Source organism: Mesorhizobium sp. WSM2561, assembly GCF_000513915.1.
Classification (GTDB): Bacteria; Pseudomonadota; Alphaproteobacteria; order Rhizobiales; family Rhizobiaceae; genus Mesorhizobium; species Mesorhizobium muleiense.
On sequence record NZ_AZUX01000001.1, the window covers coordinates 297108 to 323128 of the forward strand.

The 26021-nt window shown below is 63.0% G+C and carries 23 protein-coding genes and 1 tRNA gene; 15 read left to right on the forward strand and 9 right to left on the reverse strand.

Annotated features, from left to right (window positions below; all coding sequences use genetic code 11):
* Window positions 1-70 precede the first annotated feature (70 nt).
* The 3 genes from M727_RS0101530 (at window position 71) to M727_RS0101540 (ending at window position 1660) form a co-directional block, all read left to right on the forward strand.
* Window positions 71-451 (forward strand): DCC1-like thiol-disulfide oxidoreductase family protein, encoded by a 381-nt coding sequence (locus tag M727_RS0101530; RefSeq protein WP_198032573.1) that lies wholly within the window; start codon window positions 71-73, stop codon window positions 449-451.
* A 137-nt stretch (window positions 452-588) separates the two neighbouring features.
* A complete protein-coding gene (locus M727_RS0101535) occupies window positions 589-1260 on the forward strand; it encodes a PadR family transcriptional regulator (protein ID WP_027151172.1) in 672 nt (223 codons plus the stop codon).
* Between the two features lie 106 nt (window positions 1261-1366).
* Window positions 1367-1660 carry an HlyU family transcriptional regulator gene (locus M727_RS0101540; protein WP_027151173.1) on the forward strand — a complete coding sequence of 98 codons (294 nt, stop codon included), beginning with the start codon at window positions 1367-1369 and terminating at the stop codon, window positions 1658-1660.
* Between the two features lie 93 nt (window positions 1661-1753).
* Here M727_RS0101540 and M727_RS0101545 read toward each other — a convergent pair whose 3' ends face one another.
* Window positions 1754-2395 carry an FMN-dependent NADH-azoreductase gene (locus M727_RS0101545; protein WP_027151174.1) on the reverse strand — a complete coding sequence of 214 codons (642 nt, stop codon included), beginning with the start codon at window positions 2393-2395 and terminating at the stop codon, window positions 1754-1756.
* A gap of 109 nt (window positions 2396-2504) precedes the next feature.
* Between M727_RS0101545 and M727_RS0101550 the strand changes: the two genes are divergently transcribed.
* Window positions 2505-3452 carry a LysR family transcriptional regulator gene (locus M727_RS0101550; RefSeq protein WP_027151175.1) on the forward strand — a complete coding sequence of 316 codons (948 nt, stop codon included), beginning with the start codon at window positions 2505-2507 and terminating at the stop codon, window positions 3450-3452.
* On the opposite strand, the gene M727_RS0101555 is transcribed toward M727_RS0101550, so the two are convergent.
* The gene (locus M727_RS0101555; protein ID WP_027151176.1) at window positions 3394-4011 is read right to left on the reverse strand and encodes a TetR/AcrR family transcriptional regulator; all 618 of its coding nucleotides are present in this window, start codon (window positions 4009-4011) and stop codon (window positions 3394-3396) included. The genes M727_RS0101550 and M727_RS0101555 overlap by 59 nt on opposite strands.
* A 67-nt stretch (window positions 4012-4078) precedes the next feature.
* On the opposite strand from M727_RS0101555, the gene M727_RS0101560 reads away from it, so the two are divergent.
* Window positions 4079-4501, forward strand: coding sequence for a VOC family protein (locus M727_RS0101560; protein WP_027151177.1), 423 nt, complete (start codon window positions 4079-4081; stop codon window positions 4499-4501).
* 110 nt (window positions 4502-4611) lie between these two features.
* Entirely contained in the window at window positions 4612-5523 is a 912-nt protein-coding gene (locus M727_RS0101565) for an arginase family protein (RefSeq protein ID WP_198032574.1), read from the forward strand.
* Window positions 5524-5526: 3 nt separating this feature from the next.
* On the opposite strand, the gene M727_RS0101570 is transcribed toward M727_RS0101565, so the two are convergent.
* Complete coding sequence (locus M727_RS0101570; protein ID WP_027151179.1) at window positions 5527-6474, reverse strand: trypsin-like peptidase domain-containing protein; 948 nt, start codon at window positions 6472-6474, stop codon at window positions 5527-5529.
* 271 nt (window positions 6475-6745) lie between these two features.
* Between M727_RS0101570 and M727_RS0101575 the strand changes: the two genes are divergently transcribed.
* Window positions 6746-7618 carry a S1C family serine protease gene (locus M727_RS0101575; RefSeq protein ID WP_027151180.1) on the forward strand — a complete coding sequence of 291 codons (873 nt, stop codon included), beginning with the start codon at window positions 6746-6748 and terminating at the stop codon, window positions 7616-7618.
* An 8-nt stretch (window positions 7619-7626) separates the two neighbouring features.
* Entirely contained in the window at window positions 7627-8277 is a 651-nt protein-coding gene (locus M727_RS0101580) for a helix-turn-helix transcriptional regulator (RefSeq protein ID WP_027151181.1), read from the forward strand.
* A 193-nt stretch (window positions 8278-8470) separates the two neighbouring features.
* On the opposite strand, the gene M727_RS42850 is transcribed toward M727_RS0101580, so the two are convergent.
* Window positions 8471-8599: a type II toxin-antitoxin system VapB family antitoxin gene (locus M727_RS42850; protein ID WP_245268325.1), complete on the reverse strand. Its 129-nt coding sequence runs from the start codon at window positions 8597-8599 to the stop codon at window positions 8471-8473.
* A gap of 204 nt (window positions 8600-8803) precedes the next feature.
* Between M727_RS42850 and M727_RS0101590 the strand changes: the two genes are divergently transcribed.
* The gene (locus M727_RS0101590) at window positions 8804-9670 is read left to right on the forward strand and encodes an NAD(P)-dependent oxidoreductase (RefSeq protein ID WP_027151182.1); all 867 of its coding nucleotides are present in this window, start codon (window positions 8804-8806) and stop codon (window positions 9668-9670) included.
* A 289-nt stretch (window positions 9671-9959) separates the two neighbouring features.
* Here the strand turns inward: M727_RS0101590 and M727_RS0101595 are convergent, their stop codons facing one another.
* On the reverse strand, window positions 9960-12035 hold the full coding sequence (locus tag M727_RS0101595) for an OmpA family protein (protein ID WP_027151183.1): 2076 nt from the start codon (window positions 12033-12035) through the stop codon (window positions 9960-9962).
* Window positions 12036-12246: 211 nt separating this feature from the next.
* On the opposite strand from M727_RS0101595, the gene M727_RS0101600 reads away from it, so the two are divergent.
* On the forward strand, window positions 12247-12693 hold the full coding sequence (locus M727_RS0101600) for a YcgN family cysteine cluster protein (RefSeq protein WP_027151184.1): 447 nt from the start codon (window positions 12247-12249) through the stop codon (window positions 12691-12693).
* A 253-nt stretch (window positions 12694-12946) separates the two neighbouring features.
* The gene (locus M727_RS0101605; RefSeq protein ID WP_027151185.1) at window positions 12947-13312 is read left to right on the forward strand and encodes a hypothetical protein; all 366 of its coding nucleotides are present in this window, start codon (window positions 12947-12949) and stop codon (window positions 13310-13312) included.
* Window positions 13313-13536: 224 nt separating this feature from the next.
* On the opposite strand, the gene M727_RS0101610 is transcribed toward M727_RS0101605, so the two are convergent.
* Entirely contained in the window at window positions 13537-14247 is a 711-nt protein-coding gene (locus M727_RS0101610; RefSeq protein ID WP_027151186.1) for an SIMPL domain-containing protein, read from the reverse strand.
* A 237-nt stretch (window positions 14248-14484) separates the two neighbouring features.
* On the opposite strand from M727_RS0101610, the gene M727_RS0101615 reads away from it, so the two are divergent.
* The 4 genes from M727_RS0101615 (at window position 14485) to M727_RS0101630 (ending at window position 18996) form a co-directional block, all read left to right on the forward strand.
* Window positions 14485-14560: transfer RNA gene (locus M727_RS0101615), tRNA-Ile, on the forward strand.
* A 503-nt stretch (window positions 14561-15063) separates the two neighbouring features.
* Window positions 15064-15576: a (2Fe-2S)-binding protein gene (locus tag M727_RS35550; RefSeq protein WP_023797555.1), complete on the forward strand. Its 513-nt coding sequence runs from the start codon at window positions 15064-15066 to the stop codon at window positions 15574-15576.
* Complete coding sequence (locus M727_RS0101625) at window positions 15576-17984, forward strand: xanthine dehydrogenase family protein molybdopterin-binding subunit (protein WP_027151188.1); 2409 nt, start codon at window positions 15576-15578, stop codon at window positions 17982-17984. Before M727_RS35550 ends, M727_RS0101625 begins: the two co-directional genes overlap by 1 nt.
* 22 nt (window positions 17985-18006) lie before the next feature.
* On the forward strand, window positions 18007-18996 hold the full coding sequence (locus M727_RS0101630; protein WP_198032575.1) for an FAD binding domain-containing protein: 990 nt from the start codon (window positions 18007-18009) through the stop codon (window positions 18994-18996).
* A gap of 914 nt (window positions 18997-19910) precedes the next feature.
* Here the strand turns inward: M727_RS0101630 and M727_RS0101635 are convergent.
* From M727_RS0101635 to M727_RS0101650, 3 genes are all read right to left on the reverse strand, one after another.
* Window positions 19911-23093 carry a multidrug efflux RND transporter permease subunit gene (locus tag M727_RS0101635; RefSeq protein WP_027151190.1) on the reverse strand — a complete coding sequence of 1061 codons (3183 nt, stop codon included), beginning with the start codon at window positions 23091-23093 and terminating at the stop codon, window positions 19911-19913.
* Complete coding sequence (locus M727_RS0101640) at window positions 23090-24301, reverse strand: efflux RND transporter periplasmic adaptor subunit (RefSeq protein ID WP_245268326.1); 1212 nt, start codon at window positions 24299-24301, stop codon at window positions 23090-23092. Before M727_RS0101640 ends, M727_RS0101635 begins: the two co-directional genes overlap by 4 nt.
* Window positions 24302-25099: 798 nt before the next feature.
* Window positions 25100-25777 carry a class I SAM-dependent methyltransferase gene (locus M727_RS0101650; RefSeq protein ID WP_198032576.1) on the reverse strand — a complete coding sequence of 226 codons (678 nt, stop codon included), beginning with the start codon at window positions 25775-25777 and terminating at the stop codon, window positions 25100-25102.
* Window positions 25778-26021: the final 244 nt, after the last annotated feature.

Consider the following 26021-nt stretch of genomic DNA (forward strand, 5'->3'; position numbering starts at 1 on the left):
CCGAAATATTGCGGGCCGAAGGGATTTCCCGGATAGTCAGCGCAGCACTTCAACTCGCGTCTCGAGACACATGCCCAAGCCTCTGCTGACCATCTGGTACAATACCCGTTGTCCGGTTTGCGATGCCGGCATCGTCAGGCAGAAGCGGCGGCTGGTCGAGGCGATCAAGGCCGGGCGGATCACGTTTCGCGACATCAATGCCGAGCCGGCGGCGCTGGCCGGATACGGCGTGTCGCTGGAGGACATCCGCCGCCGGCTGCACGCAACCGAGGCGGACGGCAAACTGCTGGTTGGCGCCGATGTCGCAATTGCCGTCTGGCTGAGAACGCCGGGCGAGGGCTGGCTTGCAACGCTGTTCGGCAACCCCGCCGCGCTGCCGTTGACGCGCTATGCCTATGATCGCTTCGCCGATCTTCTCTATGCCTGGAACCGGCGCAAGGGCCGCTGGTAACCGGTATTGGCCAAGCTCGGTGACGAAATCGATCTGGTTGGGCACCGTGCTCAGATACATCGTAAGATATATCTTGACTCAACGGCCTCACCCGCATAATTGAGATATATCGTAAGACATAACTCAAGGAGCAGACAATGCACGGACATCATCATTTCGGCGAGCATGCCGAGCGCGTTTTCATGCATATGGCCGGCAAGTTCGGCGGTCGTGGCGGCGGCTTCGGCCCATTCGGCCAAGGCATGAGGGGCGGCGGGCGCGGCGGGCCGGGCGACATGTTCCGCGCCGGGCGCATGCTGGCCGACGGCGATCTCAAGCTGATCACGCTGTCGCTGCTGGCCGAGGCGCCGCGCCACGGCTATGACATCATCAAGGCGCTGGAGGAACGCACCAGCGGCGTCTACAGCCCGAGCCCCGGCGTGGTCTATCCGACGCTGACCTTCCTGGAAGAGGCCGGCTATGCCATCTCGTCGGCGGAAGGCAACAAGAAGGTGTTTTCGATTACCGAGGCAGGGCAGGCGCATCTCAATGACAATCGCGAGATGATCGACCACGTGCTCGATCATCTCGAACGTTTCGGCCGCAAGATGGCAAAGGCGCGCGACTGGTTCGGCTGGAACGACGATGGCGAGGATGGCGGACGTCGCGGCCGCGGCGGTTCGGAAAAGCGCGACGAATTCCGCGCCGTGCGCTACCGGCTGCGTGCAGCCCTCGGCGACATCGTCGACGCGCCCGCTGAAAAACAGGCCGAAGCGATCGCGATATTGAAAGGGGCGGCCGAAGCCCTCGAAGCGCTGTCGCGCGACTGACTTCCGGGCCGGATGCGGCCCTTGCCCGTTTGCCTAAGGACCGCTAGTGAAATCATCCTGCAACACGCTATGTGATGCAGGATGATTGCCGTTGGAGGGCGCTCCCATGTCTTTTCTGAAACGTCTTTTCGGCGGTGGCGGCGGTGATGCGGGCGAACCAAAGAGTGCTGCACCGGCAAAGCAGATCGAGCACAAGGGATTTTTGATCAGCGCCACGCCCTACAAGGCGGAAGGCCAATACCAGACCTGCGGCGTGGTTTCGAAGGAAATCGACGGCGTGGTGAAGGAACACAAATTCATCCGCGCCGATCGTTTTGCCGGGCTCGACGACGCTGTCGACATCTCGATCAAAAAGGGCATTCAGCTGGTCGACGAGCAGGGCGAGAAGATGTTCGGGTGAGACCCGTTCGGTCTCCGGCGCATCTTAAAACGAACAAGGCAAGCGCCCTGTCAGGCGCCTGCCTTTATTCTAGAGTTACCGACGGCTGGTGGCCTACGCCGCCGCCGCAGCCTGTTTGCTTACGGTCGATGTCACCAAAGCATCCACCTTGGCTGATGCCTTGGCCAGAGCGGCAGTGACCGCGTCCGGCCCCATGCCGACGCCTTCGATGCGGATGACTTCGACGTCGGTCATGCCGATGAAGCCAAGCACGCTGCGCAGATAAGGGATGGCGTGATCCATCTGCACGGCCGCGCCTTCCGAATAGATGCCGCCCGAGGCCAGGACGATGTAGACCTTCTTGCCGGTGACGAGGCCCTTCGGGCCATTCTCGCCATAAGAGAAAGTCTTGCCGGTGCGGGAGACGTGGTCGACCCAGGATTTCAGCGTCGACGAGATGCCGAAATTGATGAATCCGGTGGCCAGGATGATGGTGTCGGCCGCAAACAGTTCATCGAGCACGCCGTCGGAAACGCCGACGACCTCGGCCTGGCGCTGTGTGCGGGCGTCGGCGGGCGTATAGATGCCGGTCGAATAGTCCGGATCGATGTGCGGCAGCGGGTTTGCGACGAGATCGCGTGCGACCAGCTTGGCCGAAGGATCGGCGGCGAGCAGCTTTTCTGCAAGTTCAGTGGCGATGCGGGTCGAATGCGAGGCATTGCCGCGCGGACTGGATGTGACGAGAAGGATGGACATGGCGGGGTCTCCAGGGTTGGCTGAACTGTCCCGACCTATATGGGCGAGCTGACCCATTTGAAAAACCGGCAAATTTTATGTATGTTCCATCTAAATAGTGGATATGACGATGCAGCCAAACCCGACACTCGATCAGCTTCATATCCTTGTCACCGTCGCCGACACCGGCAGTTTCTCCGCCGCCGGCCGCAAGCTCAACCGAGCGCAGTCGGTCATCAGCTACGCTATCGCCAATCTCGAGGCACAGCTTGGGCTGAAACTGTTCGAGCGCGAGGGCACGCGCGAGCCGCATCTGACCGATGTCGGCCGGGCGACGCTGGAAGATGCGCGGCGCATGGTCGGCGTATTGCAGCGCATCCGCTCTCGCGTCGACAGCCACAAACAGGGCCTGGAGGCTGAAGTCGCGCTGTCGGTCGATGTGGCGCTGCCTTCCACCGTGCTGGTGCGCGTGTTGAAGGCGTTCGAGGCGCAATTTCCAACCGTGATGCTGCGCCTGCATGCCGGCACGCTCGGGCTGATCCCCGATCATGTCGTCAATGGACATGCCGATCTCGGTATTGGCGGACTGCTGGGCGAGGTCGACGCGCATCTTGTGCGCATTGGCTTCATGTCGATGGTGCCGGCGGCCGCGCCAAGCCATCCGCTGGCGCTGCTTCCCAAGCCGGTGCCGCTGGAGGAGGTGCGCGAACACATCCAACTTGTCGTCAGCGACCAGTCCGAGCGCACCAAAGGGCGCGACTACGGCGTCTACGCCTACCGCACCTGGCGACTTACGGACATGCGAACCAAGCATGCGCTGATGCGCGAAGGGTTGGGCTGGGGCGGACTGCCGCGATGGTTGATTGCTGACGATGTGGCCAACGGCCGGCTGGTGGAACTCGATCTGGAGCCGTATCGCGAAGTCCGCTCGCCGCTTTATGCCATGCACCGCGCCGACCGCAGCCCGAAGCCGGCTGCGGCCTGGCTGATCGACCAGTTCAAGCGCCAGCTTGGCTGTTTCAACGAGTTCGAGCCGAACCAGGCGCCTGGGGCGACAGCCCATCAATCAGCGCCATGAGAACGGCGCGGTAGTCCTCGGTCGAAGCGCCTGCTTCGATGGCGAGCGCCGCGCGGTCGAAGGCGGCGGCAAGCAGCGCGGTCAGCGCTTCCACCGGCAATCTCATCATGGACTGCGAGCGCATCGCTGCAACCAGGCCCTCGCGCAACGAGCGGTTGCCGTGGCGGTTGTCGATCTCGTCCATGGCGGCGCGGCCGAGCACGGCCGGCCCGTCGAGCAGCAGCAGCCGGGTGCGGCCGGGTGCGCGCATGGCGGTAAGATAGGCATCCGAGCCGGCGATCAGCGCATCGCGGGCAAACAGCGAGGGCGGCGAAGCGCGCTCGATCTCTTCCGCCACAGCCGCCGCCTCCTGCTCGACCACTGCGGCGAACAGCGCCTGCTTGTCGGCAAAGTGATGATAGAGCGCGCCGCGGGTGACGCCGGCCGCAGCCACGATCTCGGGCGTGCCGGTCTCCGCATAGGACTTCTCGGTGAACAGACTTCGCGCCGCGGCGATCAGGTCGGCGCGCGTCGCTTCGGTGCGATCGCGGTTGGAGCGGCGCGTGGATTCCTGTTGCATACATGCAGCCTGTATGTTACTGCGCATTTACATGCAGACTGTATGTTATCTGACGGGAGAAGGAAAGATGAAGACGACAAGCTATTACCCGGTGCTGATGACCGGCGACGTTGCCGGCACCAAGGCCTTCTATGTCACGCACTTCGGCTTCAAGCCGCTGTTCGAGAGCGACTGGTATGTGCATCTGCAATCAACCGAGGATCGCCGCGTCAATCTCGGCATCGTCCAGGGCGATCATGAAACGATCCCCGAGGAAGGGCGCGGCCGTGCCTCCGGCCTGCTGATCAATTTCGAGGTCAAGAACCCGGATGCCATCTATGAGCGCGTCATCGCCGCCGGCCTGCCGATCCTGCGAACGCTCCGCGACGAAGCCTTCGGCCAGCGCCATTTCATCACAAAAGACCCCAATGGCGTGCTGATCGACGTGATCAAGCCGATCCCGCCGAGCGCCGAGTTTCTGGAGCAGTTTGTTGAAGGCGCCGCGGCCTGAGCGTGATAGCGGCTGGCAGGAATTGTCTGTAGATATCACCTGAAGCCTCCAGCCGCGTGGCCACCACGTCTTTGCGGTATAAGCTGAACTCATCAGCCTGGGCCCATTCCATGCGTGAAATCTGCCTTGTCCGCGCGCCCTCAAACCTTGGCCTCCGTCCGCTGAGGCCGGCTCATATACCGGGGACGTGGCGTGCGCCGCAGGCGTTGACCGAAGCCGGCCTGATCGAGACGCTTGCGGCCCTCAAAGTGGTTGATCTTGATCGGCCCGCCTATAGCACGGAGCCGCAGCCGGGCACCCGGCTGCGCAACGGCAATGCGTTACGCAGCTTCAATCTCGGACTTGCCGAAGTTGTTGCCGGCGCGCTGAGACGAGGCGAGTTCCCGCTGGTCGTCGGCGGCGACTGCGCGGTCCTGCTTGGCGCGCTGGCTGGCGCACGGCGATCTGGTCCGCTGGCACTGGTCCATGTCGATGGCCACAGCGATTTCCGCCATCCGGGCAATTACGACGTCGATGCTTCACTCGGCTCGGCCGCCGGCATGGACCTTGCGCTCGCCACCGGACGTGGTGAGCGGTTGCTGACCGACTGGCCTGAGATCGCGAGCCCGCTTGTTGCGGACGAACAGGTGATTCAGATCGGCGAACGCGAGAACCGCGACCCCGACTTCGCCTGGCCCGACATCAATTCGACCGCGATGACGCTGATCGATGTCTTTGCCGTGCGGGCGCTCGGCGCGGCAAAGGTCCTGGAAAAGACCTGGACCACGCTGGCGCGAACCGGCTGGCCCTATTGGGTGCATTTCGACGTCGATGCGCTCGATCAGACCGTGATGCCGGCGGTGGATTCACCAGGCAGTCCCGGCATCGATCCCGACGATCTCGTCGCCATCCTCGCGGCGCTGGTGGCGGATCCGCGCTGCATCGGAATGGACATGACCATTTTCGATCCGGACCTCGATCCGACCGGCGAACTGGCAGTGCTGCTGGTTTCGCTGCTTGGCCAGATGTTTGCGCCGCGATAGTTGTCAGGCCCGCGCCTCCGGCATCACCGTGACCTGAGCAATGCCGGAGCGGCGCACTACCGTGCACAGTGTTTCGCGACCGATGCGCTCGGCATCGAGCAAGCGCACCAGATCGTCGACGCCGGTGACCGGGCGGCCGTCGATGGCGGCGATGACGTCGCCTTCCCTGAGCCCGGCCTTGGCCGCCGGGCTGTTCGCCTCGACACTGCGCAGGCGCACAGCCGTGCTGCTCGACACTTGCGACAGAAGGGCGGCACGGCGCGGCAGATTTGTCGTATCGGCGGAGACACCGATGAAGGCGCGGCGGACGCGGCCGAAGCGGATGATCTCGGAAATGACGAAATTGGCGGTGTTGGAGGCAACCGCGAAGGCGATGCCTTGCGCGCCATGGATCATGGCGGTGTTGACGCCGATAACCTCGCCCGCCGACGACACCAGCGGTCCGCCGGAATTGCCGGGGTTGAGCGCTGCGTCGGTCTGGATGACATCGTCGATCAGCCGGCCGGTGGAGGCACGCATCGAGCGGCCGAGCGCCGAGACGACACCTGATGTGACGGTCCATTCGAAGCCGAGCGGGTTGCCGATGGCAATGGCGATCTGGCCGCGCCGCAGGCGCTTGGAATCGCCGAGCGGCGCAATATCGGCAAAGCTGCCGTCGGCACGCACCAGCGCGATGTCGGTGTCGGGGTCGCGGCCGAGAACACGGCCTTCTCTGGAGACGTCGTCCGGCATCGTAACACGGACGCTGCGGGCATCGCCGACGACGTGGAAATTGGTGACGACCAGCCCATCCGGTGTGATGACGAAGCCGGAGCCCTGGCCGCCGGCGCCACCGACGCGCTCGATGCGACAGACGGCGGGACCGATGCGGTCCACGGCATCAGCGACAGTTGCCGAATAATCGTCGAGCAGCGCATCATCGAACTGCAATTGCTGGGCGGGGAGGGACATGGCAGGGCTCCGTGTCTTTAGAGCAAGATGAAGGATGCCTATATGTGCGAAGCGGCCGGATCGGCCGCGACCTGACCAGATGGCCAGTCCAGCGCCCAACTAGCCGTCAGGCGAGTACCCGCCAACGCGCTGCCGAGCGATATCTGGGGTAGAGCGACGAGCGTCCATTGGAGGCTCAAAGTACGCTCTAAGACTTTGAGTTCTCGCATCGTGCTTTCCGAAAATCGATGCCGATTTTCGGGCCGATGCGAAAAAGACCCAGGAGACCGACATGAGCGACTTCAATCTGAGCGCATTTTCCGACGCCATCGCCGATATCGCCGCCGCAGCGGCGCCGGCCACGGCGAGCTTCGCCACGCATCAGCATCGCACCGCGACCGCCTTTCATTGGCGCGACGGCTATTTTGTCGCTGCCGAGGAGGCGGTGGAGGCCGGCGAGGAGATTGAGCTGACGCTTTCTTCGGGCGACAAGGTGAAGGCCGAGCTGGTCGGCCGCGATCCATCCACCGGGACCGCCCTTCTGAAGCCGGCCGGCGCGCCGGACGTGCCGCCGCTGACCAAGGCAGGCACGGCGCGGCCGGGCCATCTGGCCATTGCCGTCGGCAATAGCGACGGTGCGTCGCTCGCCGCATTCGGCACGGTTGGTGAGGTCGGTCCGGCCTGGCGCTCGATGCGCGGCGGCACGATCGACCGGCGCATCAATCTGGCCGTCAATGCCGGCGGCCGTTTCGAGGGCGGCCCGGTGCTCGACGCCAAGGGCGCACTGATCGGCATGCTTTTGTTCGGGCCGCGCCGGCGGGCGCTGGTGATGCCTTACGAGACGATCGAACGGGCGGTGGCGACGCTGCGCGAGAAGGGCCATGTCGCGCGCGGCTATCTCGGCGCCGGCCTGCATCCAATCCGCAACGGCGACACCCATGGCGCGATGGTGATGAGCCTCGACGACAATGGCCCGGCGAAGGCGGCCGGCCTGCATCTTGGCGACATCATCGTGTCGTGGAACGGCGAAGCCGTGCATGGCCCGCGCGAGCTGATCCGCAGGCTCGGGCCGGACAGCGCCGGCGCGTCGGTGACGCTCGGCGTGGTGCGCGGCGGCGAACGGCGCGACGTCGTGCTGACCATCGGCGAAAAGCCGCTGAACTGAGAAGATCGATGGCAAGCCACGGGATCACGGGGCGGCGGCTGACGGTGCTGATCGCGCTCGACGACGTCGTGCGCGCCGAGCACCTGTCCACCGCGCTTGCCGCGACCGGCGATCTGCTGCCGATTGTGGCCGGTAGCAGAAATAGAGCCGACAGAGCGGATGTCGCGATCGTCGATGGCGTTTACCTGGAAAGAGGGGACCTGGAAGGCGGGCCCAACGATCCCGCGATACCTCGGGTGCTCCTGTCGCAACGAGCGAGCCGGCAGCGGCCGGCCGATACCGTGTTTGCCGTACTGCCGGCGGCAGCTGACGATCTGCTGATCGCTGCCGCCGCGCGACTGGCGGCGGCTGGCTATCGGATCTCGGGCGAGGGCCGCCCCTTGTCCGATCGACATGACGATTTCGCCTTCCATGACGACGATCTCTCCGACGAGGAGCCGGTCGGCGACAGCGCCGGCCGGCCGGTGCTGTCGCCGCGCGAGAGCGAAGTGCTGGCGCTTTTGGCCGAGGGCGCGCCCAACAAGGTGATTGCGCGGCGCCTGAACATTTCCGTGCATACGGCGAAGTTCCACGTCGCGGCGATCCTGATCAAGCTAGGTGCGGCCAACCGCACCGACGCCATCGCCATCGCCATGCGGCAAGGCCTGGTGCTGGTCTGACGGTGGACTACACAGCCGGTTCGATATCCGTCAGCCGGAAATCGTCGCCTGGTTCCGCACGTGAAATAACGACGAGGCAGAGGAGTCGATGATCATCGCGTCGGGATTCCGAGTTCGTCGTAGCCGAGGATTTCGACGTCGGTCATCGCATCTTGGCGTTTCGGTACCTGCGCGGCTCTTTCGGCGATCGCCATCAGGCGCTGAAAAGGTCGTCGGGCTCGTCGCGCGGCACAAGCCGCTCGCGCGCAACCTCGCGCTCGAGGCTTTGACGGATCGCTTCCGTCACCGACACGCGACGGCGGCGGGCAAGTTCCCGCGCCAATTACTCGACTTCCGTGTTCTTGATCGACAGGGCCATTCTATATTCAACCTCTTTTTACAGAATATGTATTACTCGGCCGTTGAGACCATTGGATTTCGTGGCGGCTCCGCAGCGTCACCATCTCTCGATGCGCCCCGCTCTTGTATCCGGCGACGGCACGGGGCAAGGATCGCGACCAACCGATTTGCAACGGAGGCGCAAGACATGTCGCTCAAGGGAAAGACGCTGTTCATCTCCGGCGGGTCGCGCGGCATCGGGCTGGCGATCGCGCTGCGCGCCGCGCGCGACGGCGCCAATGTGACCATCGCGGCCAAGACCGCCGAGCCCCACCCGAAGCTGCCGGGCACGATCTATACGGCGACTGAGGAGATCGAGCAGGCCGGCGGCAAGGCATTGCCGATGCTGTGCGACATACGCGAGGAGGGGCAGGTGGCCGAGGCGGTCGCCAGAACCGTCGAAAAATTCGGCGGCATCGACATCTGCATCAACAATGCCAGCGCCATCCAACTCACCGGCACGCTGGAAACCGACATGAAGCGCTATGACCTGATGCACCAGATCAACACACGCGGCACGTTCCTGGTTTCCAAAATGTGCATTCCGCACCTGAAGTTGGCCGACAATCCTCACATCTTGAATCTGGCGCCGCCGCTCGACATGAAGGCCAAATGGTTCAAGAACCATGTCGCCTATACGATGGCCAAATTCGGCATGTCGATGTGCACGCTGGGCATGAGCGCGGAGTTCGCCAGGGACGGCATCGCCGTCAATTCACTGTGGCCGATCTCGACGATCGATACGGCAGCGGTACGCAATATTCTGGGCGGGGCGACAGTGGCGGCGATGAGCCGTTCGCCCGATATCATGGCCGATGCCGCGCATGCGATCCTGCTCAGGCCGTCGCGCGAAGCGACCGGCAATTTCTACATCGACGAGGAGGTGCTGCGCGCCGAGAGCGTCAGCGATTTTTCAATCTATGCGCCTGATGCGACAGGCCCGCTCGCCGGTGACTTCTTCGTGCCCGACGAGGTGTTTGCGAATTCGAAAACCAACGTGAAAAATATCTACTGACTGGCACCGGCATAGCCCTCGTTTCCCAACCGAAGCCGAAAACAAAACCCCGCCGGCGAGGGGATACCGGCGGGGCTCATGTGTCCCGCTGGAGTCGGGACAGGGCAGGGAAGCCCTAGCCAGAATCTGGGGTGGACGACCTCGCGATTCAATGCCTGGTTAAATCGCGACCTACATTCTCCTTCAACCTCGGCTCATTGCCGGAAATTGCCCAACCCGGAGAAACCGGGGTGGGCTATGTCTTCCCGCATAGATTCCAGAAACCAGTTCAGGTTTCTGAAACTGCGAGTTAATTCGCGCTGGCGACCGGCGCCACCAGCGAGGTGATGCGGCGAATGGCGACGCGACGGTTCTCGCGCTCCGGCTCCGACGTATCGACCTTGAGATACTCCTCGCCATAGCCCTGTGTCGTCAGGTTTTCCGGCGGGATGCTGAAGGCATTGCTCAGGGCTTCGGCGACTGCCTCTGCGCGACGGTCGGACAGAGCGAGGTTCGCCTCCGGCTTGCCGACGGCATCGGTATGGCCTTCGATCAGGAAGGTTTCCGCCGGGTTCTTCTCGAGCAGCTTCTCCATGGCGCTGGCGACGCCTTCCAGTTTCTGCACCTCGGTTTCGGGGATCGAGGCTGAACCGAATTCGAAGTTCAGCGTGTCGAGGTCGATGCGGCGGGCGATGTCGCGCACGCGGGCCGAGCGCTTGACCTCGTCGATCGAGTAGAGGCGCTGCACCCTCTCCACCGGCGGCTGTTCAAGGAAGGTATAGTAGTCGTCCGGATCCTCGACCTCCTCGGAATCCAGAATGTACTCCTCGCGCGGAATGTCGATCCGAATCGGCGGCAGATCGTCGCCTGGATCGCGCCAGTCGCCATCGTCCTCATAGTGTCGCTCGTCGACATAGCTCAGCACATATTCGCGTCCGTCGGGCGCGATGCGTGAACGCTGGACGACGTCGCCGTAGCGGTTGCGGATGGTGACGATCTGGATACCATTGTCACGCTCGACGATTTCCCGGGTGCGATTGCTCGACAACTCCTCATAGTAGACGTTCCGCGCGCCACGCCGCATGCGCGGCGCATCGTCGCTTTCCACGATCGTCTGGTTGTTGAACTGGAGGATGACGCGGTCGCCCAGTTCCCTGACGACGTCGACCCCGCGCGGGCGTTCACGGCGGCGGCGAATGTTTTCCTCGTCGGGCGCACGCTCAACGCGTCTGCCCTTTTCCTCCGTCGCCCGAACCATCCTCTCAAGCTTGATCGCCTGCTGGGCCGCCCTGTCGTCGGTGGGCGGCGGTCCCTGGTCGACCGGAGCCGGCCTCGGGGCTTCCGCCTGCTCGCCGTTCTGCTGGGTGGGCTGACCAGCGGCGTCCTGGCCGCCGGTTTCTTGCGCGTTGTCCCTGCCGCCCCTGCGCTTGCGCACGGCATCCTTCTGGCTGTCGAACACGGGAGCCTCGCCCTGGGCCGGACCTTCGCCTTCGGCGGGCGCGGCCTGTTCGCGCTCGGCGGGCTGCTCGCCGGTTGAGGGCTGCTCGCCTGTCACCGGCTGTTCGCCGATAGGCTTCTTGCCACGGTCCTTAGCCTGATCCCGGGGCTTGTCGCCCTCGGCGGGAGCCGTTTGCTGGTCGGTCGGAAGCGGCTCGTCCTGCTCGCCGGCTTCCTTCCTGGCTGGCTGTTCGGATGGTGCGGCTTCGATCTGCTGATCCTGCTCCCGCTTCTTCCTGCGCGGCGTGACCTGCTCGTTGTCATTTGCAGGCGCGGCGTTTTCGCGAGGCGCAGCCTGCTCGGCTTCCTGCTGCTGTTGCCGGTCGCGCTTCTTTCTGCGCGGTTCTGGCTGTTCGTCGCTGGCAGGTGCGGCCTGCTCGGCGGGCTTTTCGGCAGGTGCTGCTTCCTCCTGCTGTTGCCGGTCACGCTTCTTCCTGCGCGGCTCGGGCTGTTCGTCGCTGGCAGGTGCGGCCTGCTCGGCGGGCCGTTCGGCCGGTGCGGCTTCCTCCTGCTGTTGCCGGTCACGCTTCTTTCTGCGCGGCTCGGGCTGTTCGTCGCTCGCAGGTGCGGCCCGTTCGGCGGGTGCGGCTTCCTCCTGCTGTTGCTGCTCGCGCTTCTTCCTGCGCTGACCGCCCTGCTGCTCCTCGCCGGAAGGCGCGGCCTGTTCCTCGCGCTTCTTGCGAGGCTTCTGCTCCGGTTCCGCCTGCTGTGCGCAGCCTTCCGCCGACTCGCCTTCGGGGCAATTCGATTGCACGGGGATCAACGGCGTGGCGGTACTCTGCGGTGGGTCGAACGCGGCGCTGCCCTGCAACGGGAATGCGCCCAACGGCGCGGACGCCATCAGCAGGCCAAGTGCCGTGCCTGCCAGAATCCGTGGTTGGCGTTTCATTAAAAATCCTCCTTTGGCGTCCCATCCCGGCCCAAACTGTTCATCAACCGGATTGGTTCCGGTTAGCGGGCATTAACGGCTACGAAGGGCAATTGGCCGGCGTTTTGAAGGCGACTTCGTGTTATTCCTATGGTGCCGGCCTATGGTGCTGGCCGGGTCTGCGTCTGTTGCGGTGCTTGACCTTCACCCGGCCAGGGGCCACATCCCGTCGATGGAAACGCCGTTCTGGAAAATCAAGACACTCGAGGCGATGACCCCGGCCGAGTGGGAATCGCTTTGCGACGGCTGCGGCAAATGCTGCCTGTCGAAACTCGAGGACGAAGACACCGGCGCGATTTACTGGACGAGCGTCGGCTGCCGGCTGTTCGACGCCGAAACTTGCCGCTGCTCCGATTATGTCAACCGGCTGGCGCGTGTCCCGGACTGCGTCGGTCTGACGCCGCAGAATGTGCGCACCATCAGTTGGCTGCCCAAGACCTGCGCCTACCGGCTGGTCGCCGAGGGCCACGATCTCTACTGGTGGCACAGGCTGGTGTCAGGCAGCGCCGAGACGGTGCATGAGGCCGGCATCTCGATGCGGGGCCGGGTCAGCGCCAGCGAGACCGATCTTGCCGAGCCCGACGACTATTTCGAGCACATGCTGGACGACGAGCCCTAGCGACAGGCCTTCAGGAACCGGAACCGGCTGCCCGACAGCGCGTTTTCCACCCAAATGGTTCAGAACCCACCGGAGTGTTCAGAACCGGAAAGCCGAGAAGACTGCGCAATTGCTTGTTTCTACATGAACCAGAAATGAACGGCCGGTTCGTAAAAAGTTCAGGTACGCAAGCGCATTCTCCTCGCCATCGGTTCGACCAAGACACTTTGGTTCGATCAAAGGCGGGCGGAAGCCCTGAACAAGGAGAGAAGACATGTTCAACACGATCAAGACGGCGGCCCTTTCGGCGCTTATCGGCCTCGGCACGCTTGCCGCCATTCCCGCCACAGCCCATGCAGACAGCATCTACCTCGGCTTCGGCAACAATGACGAACCGCGCGTTGGCGTCTATTCCGGCGAGGGTGACGATGGTTACTACCGCGAACGCCGCCGCGAACGCGACTGGCGCCGGTCCTGCTCGCCAAACCGTGCTCTCGGCAAGGCAGAGCGCATGGGTCTGCGCCGTGCCCGTATCATCGACGTCGGCCGCCGCACGGTGAAAGTTGCGGGCCGCCAGTATGGCGACCGCGTCGTGGTCGTGTTCGCCAATGAGCGCGGCTGCCCGGTCCTCTACCGGTAAGCGTTCGGCACGTTGCCTACCGGCAACGGCCTGCTTGGTAGCATGATGACCTTCTGCGAAGGTCAGTTTTAGGGACATGACCTTCTGCGAAGGTCGGTCTGGAGTAGAGCGAGCCCCCTGAGATAGAAGGGTGCGGCTCGAAAAAACCCCGGAGGACCAGTCCTCGGGGGTTTTTTTAATGCAGCAAAGTCCACGTTGCCGCAACAGCCGCCTTCAGGTGGCGGTCACTTCAATTCAAAAGTGACTGTGACCTGCACCGTGTAGGAATTCTCGCCAGCCTGCACCGGAACGGATTCGCGGGCCGCATCAAAGGCCTTGGCGGTCATCGGTATCGGCGGCGGCGCGACGTTCTGGTCGGTGATTTCCAGCACCCGCCCGATGCTGACCCCGGCAGCTTCGGCCAGCGTCCTGGCCTTGGCCATGGCGTCGGCGACCGCCTTCTTGCGGGCTTCGGTGACAGTTGCCGTTGGATCCTCGTTGGAGAACGAGATGCCGCCGCCCTGGTTGACGCCGAGCGATACCGCCTTGTCGAGAATCTCGCCTGTCTTGTCGATATCGCGGATGCGCACCGAAAGCGTGTTGGTCACCTGGTAGGCGATGAGTTCGGCCTCCTGGCTGCCGTCCGGTTTGTTGGTATAATTGTAGCGCGGGCTGATCTGGATGCCGGCTGTCTGCAGGTCGCGCTCCTTGATGCCGGCCGACTTCATTGCGGCGATCACCGATGCCATGGCGTCGTTGTTGGCATCGAGCGCGGCACGCGCGGTCTTGGCCTCGCGCATGACGCTGAGCGTCAGCAGCGCCAGATCGGGGGCCGCGGTCGCTTCGCCTTCGCCAGTGACGACGATGCGGGGCGGCGGCGGCGAATCGGCCGCGCCGGCCATCGCCGGAAAAGCGATTGCGGCGGCGAGCGCCAAGGGCAAAAGATGTCTGGTCATAAAAATCTCCTCGGTCTGCGATCCAGTCGCGCTTGTCGACTACCGCATCGGCCCAAGAATCGGAATCGATTTCGGGAAGCGCGATTGCGTAGATTCAAAGCGTTAGAGCGTTTTTGCGCGTCTAAGTGGACGCACGTCGCTCTAATGTCGGAATATGGGCGGATTTGGACGATTTCGGCCAGCCCATCCGGAAAGCCTTGTGCGGTTCGGGGAAAAACATTAATCCAGCCGCGTGTGGGGCCTGTAGCTCAATGGTTAGAGCCGGCGGCTCATAACCGCTTGGTTGGGGGTTCGAGTCCCTCCGGGCCCACCAATAATTTAAGCTTTTGATTTTATTGCATTTTCCAGCTCGATTTGGCGCCGCGATTTGGACTCGAACCCCGAGAACTGACCCCGGACGACCAATCTGCTCACTCACCCCAGGTTACCACGCGATTCGCTATTCCGGCTTCTCGATGGCGGGTTTGGTGAGTTCGGATTCAAGCCGATACTTCTTCTCGCAGCAGGCTCGGTAGCAGCACGGGCCGCCGGACCGGCATGCCCAGCGTCGCGATCGCCTCGACGGTCACTTCGTTGTGATGGCGTCTGGCACGAATCGATCGGTCCCCTAGCTTGGTGCTGATCCGATCACCCTAGTTTTGGTAACCGCTGTAACAAATCCGGAGGTACAGCATGGCAGAATTGAGCCGCAGTCAAGTTCCGGGATCCACGAGATCGGGCATCTCTCGTCGGACGTTCCTGAAGCACGGTGGCACCTCGGCCGTAGGGGCGGCGTTGCTGGAAGCAGGGGCAGCGCAGGCAGCCGTTGATAGTTCTATGCAGGACGATGCCAACGAAGTGCTTGGCCCTGGTCTGATCCCGATCGATCTCACGATAAATGGACGACGGGTCCCGGTGCAGGCGGAACCCGCCACCACGCTGGTCGACGTCCTTCGCAATCACCTCGGCCTGACCGGCACCAAAATCGGCTGCGATCGCGGAGCCTGTTCTGCCTGCACGGTCTGGCTCGACGGTCAGCCTGCCAGCAGTTGCATGACGCTGGCGCTCGACGCCCGGGGCAGGAACATCACCACGATCGAGGGGCTGGCCGAGGGCGGCAAGCTTCATCCGGTGCAGCAGGCGTTCGTCGAGCATGACGCCCTTCAATGCGGATTCTGCACGCCCGGAATGGTAATGAGTTGCGCAGCACTCATAGATCGTAAACCCGACGCCGGCATCGACGAGGTGAAGGCCGCGATAAGCGGTCACCTGTGCCGCTGCGGCACCTATCCGAACATCTTTGCGGCAGTGCTCGCCGTCGCCGGCGAGAATCGGAGGAGGGGCACCTGATGGCTACCGAAAATCAGGCACGGGCCGACCGGCCTTCGTTACGGCCCCGGTCCTTGCTCTACGGTATCGTCGGGCAGGAGACGAGGCAGGTGACTCGGCAGGTGCCGGACGATGAGCCGCCGCAGTTGCCAGTGAACGCCGAACTGCGCTCCATCGGCAAGTCAATCCCGCGGCTCGATGCCGTGCAGAAGGTGACGGGCGCGGCGAAATACACATTCGACGTGCAACTGCCGGGAATGCTCTACGCACGGCAGATCGTCTGCCCATGGCCGCATGCCAGGGTGATCTCGATCGACACCTCGGCGGCTGAGCGTTACCCCGGCGTCCGTGCTGTACATGTGCTCGAGACACTGCTGCAATCCGCCAGGCTTCGCGATCCGGACGCCGAGGCCCGCAACAAATACCCGACGGTCCGCTTCGCCGGCCAGACCGTTGCCGCGGTCGCCGCCGAGACGCAGCGGATCGCCGACCAGGCGGCGAAGCTCGTCAAGGTCGAATACGAGCGCTTGCCGCATGTCACTGACCTCGATGCGGCAATGGACGACGAGGCACCGATCGTCTTTCCAGGACCGGTCGAGCAGCCATCAACGGCCGGCGGCGGCGGCGCACCGGAAGGCTTGCCGCAGAAGGGCAATGTGCGCGGTCCCAACTTCGGCATGCCGGGTATGACGCCCACGGGCGATATCGACCAGGGCCTGGCGGAGGCGGACGTGATCGTCGAGGCCGAATATCGCACGCAGGTTCAGACTCATGTGCCGATGGAAACACATGGCATCGTCGCGGATTGGCAGGATGACGGGTTGACGATTTATGCCTCCACGCAGCACACGCACAGCGTGCGCGATGAGGCCGCCGAATATTTCGATCTGCCGAAGAGCAAGATCCGGGTAATCAGCGACTTCACCGGCGGCGGTTTCGGCGCCAAATATGGGATCAACAATTTCGGCCTCCTCGCCATTCATTTGTCGCAAAAGGCCGGCGCGCCCGTGCGCATGATGCTGGACCGCCGTGAAGAGCATGTTTCGGCGGGCAATCGCCCCAACAGCTTGCAGCGCGTACGGATCGGCGCCAAACAAGATGGCACCCTTACCGCCATCGACGTCATAAGCTGGGGCACCGGCGGCATCGCTGGGGGCGCCGGCATAGGCTTCTGCTACAATGCGCTATATCCGTGCCCGAACATGCGCACCGAGCAGTATGACGTGTTCACGAATGCCGGCCCGTGCGCGGCTTTCCGCGCACCTGGACAGGTGCAGGGCATCTTCTCGCTCGAGCAGGCGATGGACGAACTCGCGGATCGGCTGCAACTCGACCCGCTGATCCTGCGCGATCGCATCGACACAAAGCCCACCGACGACATGCTTGCACGGGCACATGAACGCAAGGTCGCGGCCGAGCGGTTCGGCTGGAGCCGCCGGCGTCCGCCGAACGCCGACGCCGGGCCGATCAAGCGGGGGATTGGCATGGCGCAGGCGCAGTGGGTGTATGTCGTCAGCCCTCCGACGACGGTGGAGGTGCGGGTCGCCGATGACGGGTCGGTCTCCGTCTACAACAGCACGCAGGATGTCGGCACCGGCACGCGGACTGTGCTTGCCCAGGTGGTTGCAGAGGAGTTCGGCCTCAATGCCGAGGACATCGGCGTCTTTATCGGCGACACGCGGTTCCCGTGGGGACCGCCGTCCGGCGGCAGCCGGGTGACTGCGTCGGTGACCGCGCCTGCCCGCAATGCGGCCTATGCGGCGGCACGCGACCTGGCGGCGCGCCTCGCACCGCTTTTCGACGACGCCGATCCCGATGACATTTTTTTCGCCGACGGCAAGGTGGGCGTCCGCGGCAAGGAAGGGGCCGCAAGGCCGCTCAAGGATGCAGCCAAGGAAGCCAAATTCGGCGAAATCTCGAAACTCGCCAAGCGGCACGACGACTATGAGGGATTTGCGGTGCCGGGAGAGCTCTCCATCAGCCGGCATGGGCTGGGCGGTGTCCAATTCGCCGAGGTGGCGGTCGATGTCGAGACCGGCGTGGTCAAGGTCGAGCGCATCGTCGCTGCCAGCGATTGCGGCAGGCCGATCAACCCCAAACTGGTCGAGAGCCAGGTGATCGGCGGCATCATCCAGGGTGTCAGCTACGCGATCTACGAGGACCGCATCATGGACGCGGCGAGCGGCCATCAACTCAACGCCAATGTCGATCAATATAAGATGGTCGGATCACGCGAGACTCCGGCGATCGAGGTGCTGCTCATGGAGCAGATCGGGGCGCAGTCGTCGACCGACGCGCGAGGCATCGCCGAGGCAAGCAATGTGGCGACCAGCGCCGCGATCGCCAATGCATTCTACAACGCCACCGGAAAGCGGATCCGCACTTTGCCGATGAACCCGGCAAATGTGCTGGCGACGCTCAGCGCCTGAGATCGGCCAGAAGGAGTCCATCATGGCCATGAACAGCTTCGAATGGGTGGATGCCACGACGGTCGAGCAGGCAGCAGGTCTGCTTGCCGAAAGCACCGAGCAACGCCCCGTCATCGCCAAGGCGGGCGGGATCGACCTTCTGGACTTGATGAAGGAAGGGATTCTAGCGCCGATGCGACTTGTAAATCTGAAGACCATCCGCGGTCTCGACGAAGTCGACACGGAAAACGGGCTGTCGCTCGGCGCGCTTGTGACGCTGGACCGCATCGACAACGATCCACAGATCCGCGCGCGCTACTTGGCACTGTCGGATGCTGCCGGGCATGCGGCGACGCCGCAGGTCCGCAACGCCGCAACGATCGGGGGCAATCTGCTGCAGCGGCCGCGCTGCTGGTATTTTCGGCACGATCATTTCCATGGCGAAGGTGCAGATGAGATGGGGAGCAGGGGCGCTGACGAGAACCAGCATCACGCGATCTTCGACAACGACAAAAACGCGATGGTCCACGCCTCGACGCCGGCGACGGCACTGGTCGCCTATGATGCAAGCGCCGAACTTGCCGGCGGCGCCAACGGCTCACGCGTCGTGAAGCTCTCGGATTTCTTCTTGCCACCCGAAATGCAGCGCGCTCACGATGCCAGGATCGAGACTGGCGAGGTTATGACGCGCGTGATCGTTCCGCCGCTGAACGCCGGGGCGAAGGCCGCCTACCGCAAGCAGACCGAGCGCGACAGCTACGACTGGCCGATCTGCGATGTGGCGGTGGTGCTGACGATGGAGGGCCAGACAGTGCAAAATGCTTCGATCGTCATGGGATGGGTCGCACCAACGCTTCGCCGCGCCGTCGAGAGCGAACGTCTCCTCATCGGCAACAGGCTTACCGACGACTTGGCGCGACAGGCGGCCCGTGCCGCGGTGGCCGGCGCTACGCCGCTGGCGAAGAACGGCTACAAGGTGCCAGTGCTGGAGACGGTCGTTCGCCGCACGATCCTGGCCGCTGCCGCGGGCTAGCGTCCTGGGGCCGTCCAAAATGGGTTCGGCAACTTCGCAGCCACACGCGGCGCCGGCAGTCTGCCGACGGTTGCGCTCCAAGGGCGCACCCGGGACAGGTTACGGGAGCGGCGTCGACTTCAACGCAGGCTACAGTTCGACCGCAACATTCTGGTGTACCGCCACGGCCGGCGTCGTCGGGCCTGATGACTCCTACGTCCATCCGCACGTATGCATAAGCGATCGGATATGCTTCCTGAGTCCTTCAGAGCAGGATCGAGCTTCGTGACATTGGCGGAGAAGGCGACAACCAACTGTTGTGGGTACGATTAACTCTGGGGTAGCAAGTCGTCTCTCTGTGAGCGCCGTGACGACGGTTGGCACGCGGCTCACGGCAAGCGGCATTGAGCGTGCACGGTGCCACCAGAAGTGAATAGCTCGACGTTGCCATCAATCGCGGAGCAATACGGAACGATGCGAGAGGGTTTTTCGAAACCAGCCCATGAAAAAACCAATAAAATAAATAGGTTTCACACATCGTCCGGGCCACCATTGTCGCTCGATATCAATAATTTATGGCGGACGTCTATCTAAAGTGGGCCACTTGAGCTTGAGCTCCGCTATACCCGCCGTATTCAGATTGAATGTTGTCGCCTGACCACGATCCAAGGGCAGGAGAAGCGATCTTGTGCCTGTTTCTATCCTCTATTTTGGCTCCTGTTCGTCGGTCGGCCGACGACCCCAGCGGCGATCGGCTCGATGCGCTTTTCTGCGCGAATCCAGACGGCCTGGGCGTGGACGATGCGAAGCGAGCGATACGGCGCGCCGGAACATCTCGATCCGCTTGAGGATGGATCGCCGATCCATCCCTCCGCGAGATCCAGGACCCGCCGGTCCGGCTTCAGCCTGAACCCGGCGCCTCATCGGCTCGGCGTCTACTCGGCTGCGCTGCTCTCGGAAGCCAGGGTCGGGCCGGCTTCAGGCCGCCTGCGCCGGAATGTCCTGCGCAGAGCAACGTAGAAGACCGGCGTCAGGAAGAGGCCGAACAACGTCACGCCCAGCATGCCGGAGAACACGGCCGTGCCGAGCGATTGGCGCATTTCCGCGCCAGGCCCGCTGGCGATCACTAGCGGCACCACACCCAGGATGAAGGCGAATGCCGTCATCAGGATCGGCCGCAGCCGCAGCCGGCAGGCCTCGACAGCCGCCTCGACGGCGTCAAGGCCGCGCTCCTCACCTTGGCGCGCGAACTCGACGATCAGGATCGCGTTCTTCGCCGCCAGGCCGATGAGCACGATCAGCCCGATCTGCACGAGGATGTTGTTGTCGAGACCGCGGAAGGCGACGCCCAAGAGGGCGGCCAGCACGCTGAGCGGGACGATAAGCACGATGGCGAAGGGCGTAATCCAGCTTTCGTATAGCGCGGCGAGCACCAGAAAGACGAACAGAACCGACAGGCCGAAGATGAAGACCGCCGTGTTGCCGGTCTGCCGCTCCTGGAAGGCGAGTTCAGTCCATTCGAAGGAAGTGCCCTGCGGCAGCGATTCGGCTGCGATCCCCTCCATCAGGTCGAGCGCCGTACCCGTGGCGACACCCGGCGCTGCATTGCCCTGAAGCGGTACGGAGACATACATGTTGTAGCGTTGCACGAGTGAGGGACCGGTGACGTCGCGGATCTCGACCAGTGTGCCGAGCGGCACCAGGTCGCCGGCCGCCGAGCGCACCTTCAGCTTCAATATGTCGTCGCGATCGATGCGGAAAGCCTGGTCGGCTTGCGCCCGCACCTGGTAGACGCGACCGAAGGCATTGAAATCGTTGACGTAGGCGGTGCCTAGATTGATCGACAGCGTCTCGAAGATGTTGGGGATCGGCACGTTCAGCATGCGCGCCTTGTCGCGGTCGATCGCCAGGAAGAATTGCGGGCTGGAGGCCGAGAAGGTGGTGAAGACGCCCATCAACCCGGGCGTCTGGTTGGCCTTGCCGGCGATTTCGTTGGCCAGCGCCAGAATCGGCCGCATGTCGGCGCTGTTGCGCTCCTGGAGCATCATCTTGAAGCCGCCGGAGTTGCCGATGCCCCGCACTGGCGGCGGCGGCAGCGCGATGATGAAGGCCTCCTGGATGCTTTGCAGGCTGCCAAACAGCGTGCCGATGATCTTGTCGGAAGTATCGCCGCTCTCGAGCCGTTCCTCGAAGCTCTTGAATGGCGCGAAGATCACGCCGGAATTGCTGGCGTTGGTGAATGTCGCGCCGTTGAATCCTGCGAAGGCGACGGCGTTGGCGACACCCGGCGTTTCGCGGATGATATCCGACGCCTTCTGGATGATTGCGTCCGTTCGGGCGAGCGAAGAGCCCTCCGGCAATTGCACGACGACGATCGCATAACCCTGGTCCATGTTGGGGATGAAGCCGCGCGGCACCGTCTGCAGCATGTGATAGGTCGCGTAGAGCAGGCCTGCGAAGACGAGCAGCATGGCGGCAAGCGCCAGAGTCGTTCCGACCAGTCTGTGCACCAGCCACGCATAGCCGTCCGCCATCCTGTCGAACCCGTTGTTGAACCCGTTCGCCAGAGCGCGGCCGAACCTTGCCAGGAAGAAGTTCGAATGTTCCTCGCTGTGCGGCTTGAAAAGCACGCCAGCGAGAGCCGGCGAAAGCGTCAGCGAGTTGAATGCGGAGATCGCGGTGGAGACCGCGATGGTGATGGCGAACTGCAGGTAGAACTGGCCGGAAATCCCGGGAATGAAAGCCGCCGGAACGAAGACGGAGATCAGCACCAGCGAGATCGCGAGGACCGCGTTTCCCACTTCATCCATGGTTTTGTGCGCAGCGGCGCGCGGAGCGAGCCCCAGCCGGATGTTCCGCTCGATATTTTCCACAACCACGATGGCGTCGTCGACAACGATGCCGACCGCCAGCACCAGCCCGAACAGAGTGAGCATGTTAAGCGAGAAGCCGAAGGCGAGCAGCACGGCAAGCGTGCCGATCAGCGAGACTGGTATCGCCACGATCGGCACGATCGCCATGCGCCACGACTGCAGGAACACGATGATGACGATCACCACCAGCAGGATCGCCTCGGCGATGGTGACATAGACCTCGTTGATAGATTCGGCGATGAACTCGGTCGGATTGTAGATGATCTCGTAGCCCAGCCCCTCCGGGAAATCCTCCGAAAGCTCCGCGATGGTCTCCTGGATTTCTTCCGCCGAGGCCAAGGCATTGGTGCCCGGCCGCTGGAAGATGCCGAGGGCCACCGCCGCCTTGTTGTTGAGATAGGAATTGGTGACGTAGTCCCTGGCGCCGAGCTCTATGCGCGCCACGTCCTGCAGGGAGATCAAGCGGCCGTCCTCGGTCGACTTGACTATGACGTAGCGGAAGTCGCGCGCGTCTTCGAAGCGCCCTTGCGTGGTGACCGTATACTGGAAGGCCGAGCCGTCGCCAATCGGCGGCGCGCCGATCGAGCCGCCCGACACCTGGACATTCTGGTCGCGCAGCGCCTGGACTACGTCGCCTGCGGTCATACCGTAGGCGGACAGCTTTTCCGGGTCGAGCCAGACGCGCAGCGAATATTCGCGCTCGCCGAAGATCTGCACGTCGCCGACGCCGTCCAGTCTCAGCAGGACGTCGCGCACGCGCGAACGCGCATAATTCGAGACGTAGAGCTGATCATATGTGTCGTCGGGCGACAGCATATGGATGACCATCATCAGGTCGGGCGAACTTTTCGCCGTGGTGATGCCGAGCCGGCGCACCTCTTCCGGCAGGCGCGCTTCGGCGATCGAGACGCGGTTCTGGACCAGCACCTGCGCCGCGTCGAGATCGGTGCCGGGGCGGAAGGTGATGGTGAGCGACATCGAGCCTTCGCCGGAGGAATAGGACGACATGTAGAGCATGTGCTCGACGCCGTTGATTTCCTGTTCGATCGGCGTCGCCACGGTCGCAGCGACCGTCTCGGCGTCGGCGCCCGGATAGGAGGCGCGCACCACGATGGTCGGTGGCGCGATTTCGGGATATTGCGCCACCGGAAGCTGCGTATAGGCGATGCCGCCGACGAGCACGAGCACGATCGACAGCACCACCGCGAAGATCGGGCGGTTGACGAAGAAATGGGCGAAGTTCATTGCGTCTGCCCTTCGGCTTCAACCTTGGGCGGCAACGTGGTCATCTCGGGCTTGACGGTGACGCCCGGCCGCACTCGCACCAGCCCGTTGATTACCACGGTCTCTTCGCCGGTGAGGCCCTCGCGGATAACGCGATAGCCGTCGATGCGCGGGCCGGTGCGGACCGGCTTGGCCGAGATCAGGCCTGCCTCGTCGACAACGAAGACGATGCGGCGGTTCTGGTCGGCCCCGATCGCATCGTCAGGCAGAAGCACGCCCGGATGCGGCAGCGAGCCGGGCACGTTGATGCGGCCGAACATGCCCGGCTGCAGCACGCCGTCCTTGTTGTCGAAGCGCGCCCTGGCCCGCATCGTGCCGGTAGCTTCGTCCAGACGGTTCTCGGCGAAGTCGAGCTTGCCCTTGAACGTCACTTCATCACGGTCGGCGACACGGACGACAACATCGACGCCGCCGGCGCCCTCCTGCATGACGCCGCCGCGCTCGCGGGCGTCGCGCGCATAAGCGAAGTAGCTCCGCTCATCGATGTCGAAATAGAAGTCGATCGGGTCGATCGAGACGATGGTGGTCAGCACGGTCTGGTCGGCCTGCACCAGATTGCCCGGCGAGATGAGCCGGCGGTCGACCCGGCCGGAAAACGGCGCCTTGATCTCGGTGAATTCGAGATCGAGACTTGCGTTTTCAAGTGCCGCCTCCGCGCCGTCCAGTTGCGCTTGGGCGGCGAGATATTCGCGGCGGCGGTCGTCCAGTGTCGAAACCGGTATGTTGCCTTCGCGCGATAGGGTCTCGGCGCGCTCGAACTGCATCTTGCTGAATTCGACCAGGGTCTTGGCCGAGTCGACCTGCGCCTGCGCCTGGTTCAGCGCCGCCTTGAACGGACGCTGGTCGATGGTGAACAGGAGGTCGCCCTGCTTGACCAGCGTACCGTCCTGGAAATGGACCCGGTCGAGATAGCCGCCGACGCGGGAGCGCAGCGAAACCTGGTCGACGGCTTCGAAACGGCCGACGAACTCATCGTCCTCGACGATATCGCGCACCAGCGGCTTGGCGACCGTGACGACGGGCGCGGGAGGCGCTTCCTGCGCCTGTGCGGCCGGGGCCGCGAGCCAGCCGATCGCCGCGAAGGCTGCGGCGGCGAGCCATTTTGCAGGGACGTTTCTGCTGGAGGGGGCGGCCAGAGAATCGTGGCGGAGGCGTGCAGTGTGAACCATGGTTACCCCTCGTAATCGGTCCTTCATGCGAAATCCGTAACATCTAGGCAGCGGGTGTGCCGCACAAATCAATTTTTTGAACTGACCACCACAACCGACAGCTTGCTATAGAACAGGACATCATCGACCTTGACAAGGAAGCGGCTAACCGCGGAGCGCGAACGCACATCTCGCGTTTATCCGCTGCGTAGGCATCGCCATGCGCTCGAGCTAAAGCGGATCTGACAAGCCATTGCGCATCCCGACGTGCGGCGGTTCTGTCGGGAGGAACAGGGCCGCTCTCGCATAGAGGTCCGACCTGCTTCTCATTGTGCGGTTATAGGCGGCGATATAGGCTTCGATGAAATCGGCAGATTGGACATTTGCTACACTCCGAAAACGCTATTTGCACCACCCGCATAGCATTGGGACGTGACAACCGCACGTCCGCTCGTCTCCTGCAGTTTGGAAAAAAGATCGTCGATAAGCGGCGCATGTATGGCGCGAACGAGGGTGAGGTCGAACCGGTCAAGCACCTTATCGGAAGCGTGCTGCTGTGGTGTGACAATCGTGAAGGATGCACTCTGCAATTAGAGAAGTGACGCTACCGCGACCCCTCATGTGAGACTGAAATTCCGGCAGGATTTCTCGCTCACGCGTGAATCTGAGCGAGGCGTTGATCGTTATAGTGGGACAGAAACATTGAAAAACATTGGAGCAGATTTGAACACTCGGCAGTCCCACTGATTTCCAAGTACTTGATTTTTCATGGTTCCCAAACCTCCTCCGGGCCCACCATCGGCTTTTGTGGCCGTTGATTTACTTGGATTTTTTGCCCATTTTTGTCCCACCTCTTTCAACCCCCTCGGAGCCATCGCTCCGATAGCGACACCACAAGGCTCGGGGACCGTCATTGCTCATGGTCAAAGGAGGTCGTTCAAACATGTAGCGGTATGGGCCCCAATGCTCCTCCGAGTCTAAACGAGGGCAGACGCGCCTAAATTCCGGTGTCCAGCCCCGGAAGAGATGGCGCTCTAGATAGTCTTCTGTCAGCGTCCAGGGCTCGGTCGGCGTTGCAGGCTCATCAAGGTTCAAGCTGCCGATGAAATGCCCGCCCGGTTTAAGCACACGTCGAATTTCACCGCATGCCCGTTCCAAATCGTCGACATGGTCTAAGCTGTTCATGCTGAAGACGACATCAGCAGAGGAACTACGAAGTGGCAACTCCTCGGCACGTGCTGCGATATAGAGCATATTGTGACTAGAAATATTAAATAGTTCGTATCTCGACGCCAGCGGATCAATCCCGATCGCATGCTTTGCTATTCCGTCCAGCCAAGTAAGCGAGCCTTTAGGACCGCACCCGATGTCGATGCACGACTTTTCCCGGAAAAACTCCGCATCGGCAAGTCCCCCCATTGCCAGCATGAATGCACGGTAATAATCGGTTTCCGGCTCTATTCCGTGCGTAGAAAACCAGCCCTGCCAGAAGGCCAACTCGCTTCCACTCTTGACGCTAAGCCCCGAGCGAGCCCAGATCAGCCGATTGAGCGCAGAACGTGCTCTCCGCCGGACCGAAGTAGGGAGAAGCGCGCGTATCAAAGGCTTTGCATGCAATGCCATTTGGGCGCTCTCTGATTGAAAATGCCCGACCGCACAATGATTTTGACACGCAGTTGAGCTTATGTCGAGCCTGAGCCGAGGCGTGTGGTTTTGGGGCGAACTCGCTACGCAGTACGGG

Bases quoted from the DNA above. Each gene is read 5' to 3' on its own strand.
- M727_RS0101540 (WP_027151173.1), top strand. From the start codon at position 1,367: ATGTCTTTTCTGAAACGTCTTTTCGGCGGTGGCGGCGGTGATGCGGGC.
- M727_RS0101555 (WP_027151176.1), bottom strand. From the start codon at position 4,011: ATGCAACAGGAATCCACGCGCCGCTCCAACCGCGATCGCACCGAAGCG.
- M727_RS0101545 (WP_027151174.1), bottom strand. From the start codon at position 2,395: ATGTCCATCCTTCTCGTCACATCCAGTCCGCGCGGCAATGCCTCGCAT.
- M727_RS35550 (WP_023797555.1), top strand. From the start codon at position 15,064: ATGCAGGACGATGCCAACGAAGTGCTTGGCCCTGGTCTGATCCCGATC.
- M727_RS0101580 (WP_027151181.1), top strand. From the start codon at position 7,627: ATGGCAAGCCACGGGATCACGGGGCGGCGGCTGACGGTGCTGATCGCG.
- M727_RS0101535 (WP_027151172.1), top strand. From the start codon at position 589: ATGCACGGACATCATCATTTCGGCGAGCATGCCGAGCGCGTTTTCATG.
- M727_RS0101610 (WP_027151186.1), bottom strand. From the start codon at position 14,247: ATGACCAGACATCTTTTGCCCTTGGCGCTCGCCGCCGCAATCGCTTTT.
- M727_RS0101530 (WP_198032573.1), top strand. From the start codon at position 71: ATGCCCAAGCCTCTGCTGACCATCTGGTACAATACCCGTTGTCCGGTT.
- M727_RS0101590 (WP_027151182.1), top strand. From the start codon at position 8,804: ATGTCGCTCAAGGGAAAGACGCTGTTCATCTCCGGCGGGTCGCGCGGC.
- M727_RS0101625 (WP_027151188.1), top strand. From the start codon at position 15,576: ATGGCTACCGAAAATCAGGCACGGGCCGACCGGCCTTCGTTACGGCCC.
- M727_RS0101550 (WP_027151175.1), top strand. From the start codon at position 2,505: ATGCAGCCAAACCCGACACTCGATCAGCTTCATATCCTTGTCACCGTC.
- M727_RS0101605 (WP_027151185.1), top strand. From the start codon at position 12,947: ATGTTCAACACGATCAAGACGGCGGCCCTTTCGGCGCTTATCGGCCTC.
- M727_RS0101600 (WP_027151184.1), top strand. From the start codon at position 12,247: ATGGAAACGCCGTTCTGGAAAATCAAGACACTCGAGGCGATGACCCCG.
- M727_RS0101630 (WP_198032575.1), top strand. From the start codon at position 18,007: ATGGCCATGAACAGCTTCGAATGGGTGGATGCCACGACGGTCGAGCAG.
- M727_RS0101560 (WP_027151177.1), top strand. From the start codon at position 4,079: ATGAAGACGACAAGCTATTACCCGGTGCTGATGACCGGCGACGTTGCC.
- M727_RS0101565 (WP_198032574.1), top strand. From the start codon at position 4,612: ATGCGTGAAATCTGCCTTGTCCGCGCGCCCTCAAACCTTGGCCTCCGT.
- M727_RS0101635 (WP_027151190.1), bottom strand. From the start codon at position 23,093: ATGAACTTCGCCCATTTCTTCGTCAACCGCCCGATCTTCGCGGTGGTG.
- M727_RS0101570 (WP_027151179.1), bottom strand. From the start codon at position 6,474: ATGTCCCTCCCCGCCCAGCAATTGCAGTTCGATGATGCGCTGCTCGAC.
- M727_RS0101595 (WP_027151183.1), bottom strand. From the start codon at position 12,035: ATGAAACGCCAACCACGGATTCTGGCAGGCACGGCACTTGGCCTGCTG.
- M727_RS0101640 (WP_245268326.1), bottom strand. From the start codon at position 24,301: ATGGTTCACACTGCACGCCTCCGCCACGATTCTCTGGCCGCCCCCTCC.
- M727_RS0101575 (WP_027151180.1), top strand. From the start codon at position 6,746: ATGAGCGACTTCAATCTGAGCGCATTTTCCGACGCCATCGCCGATATC.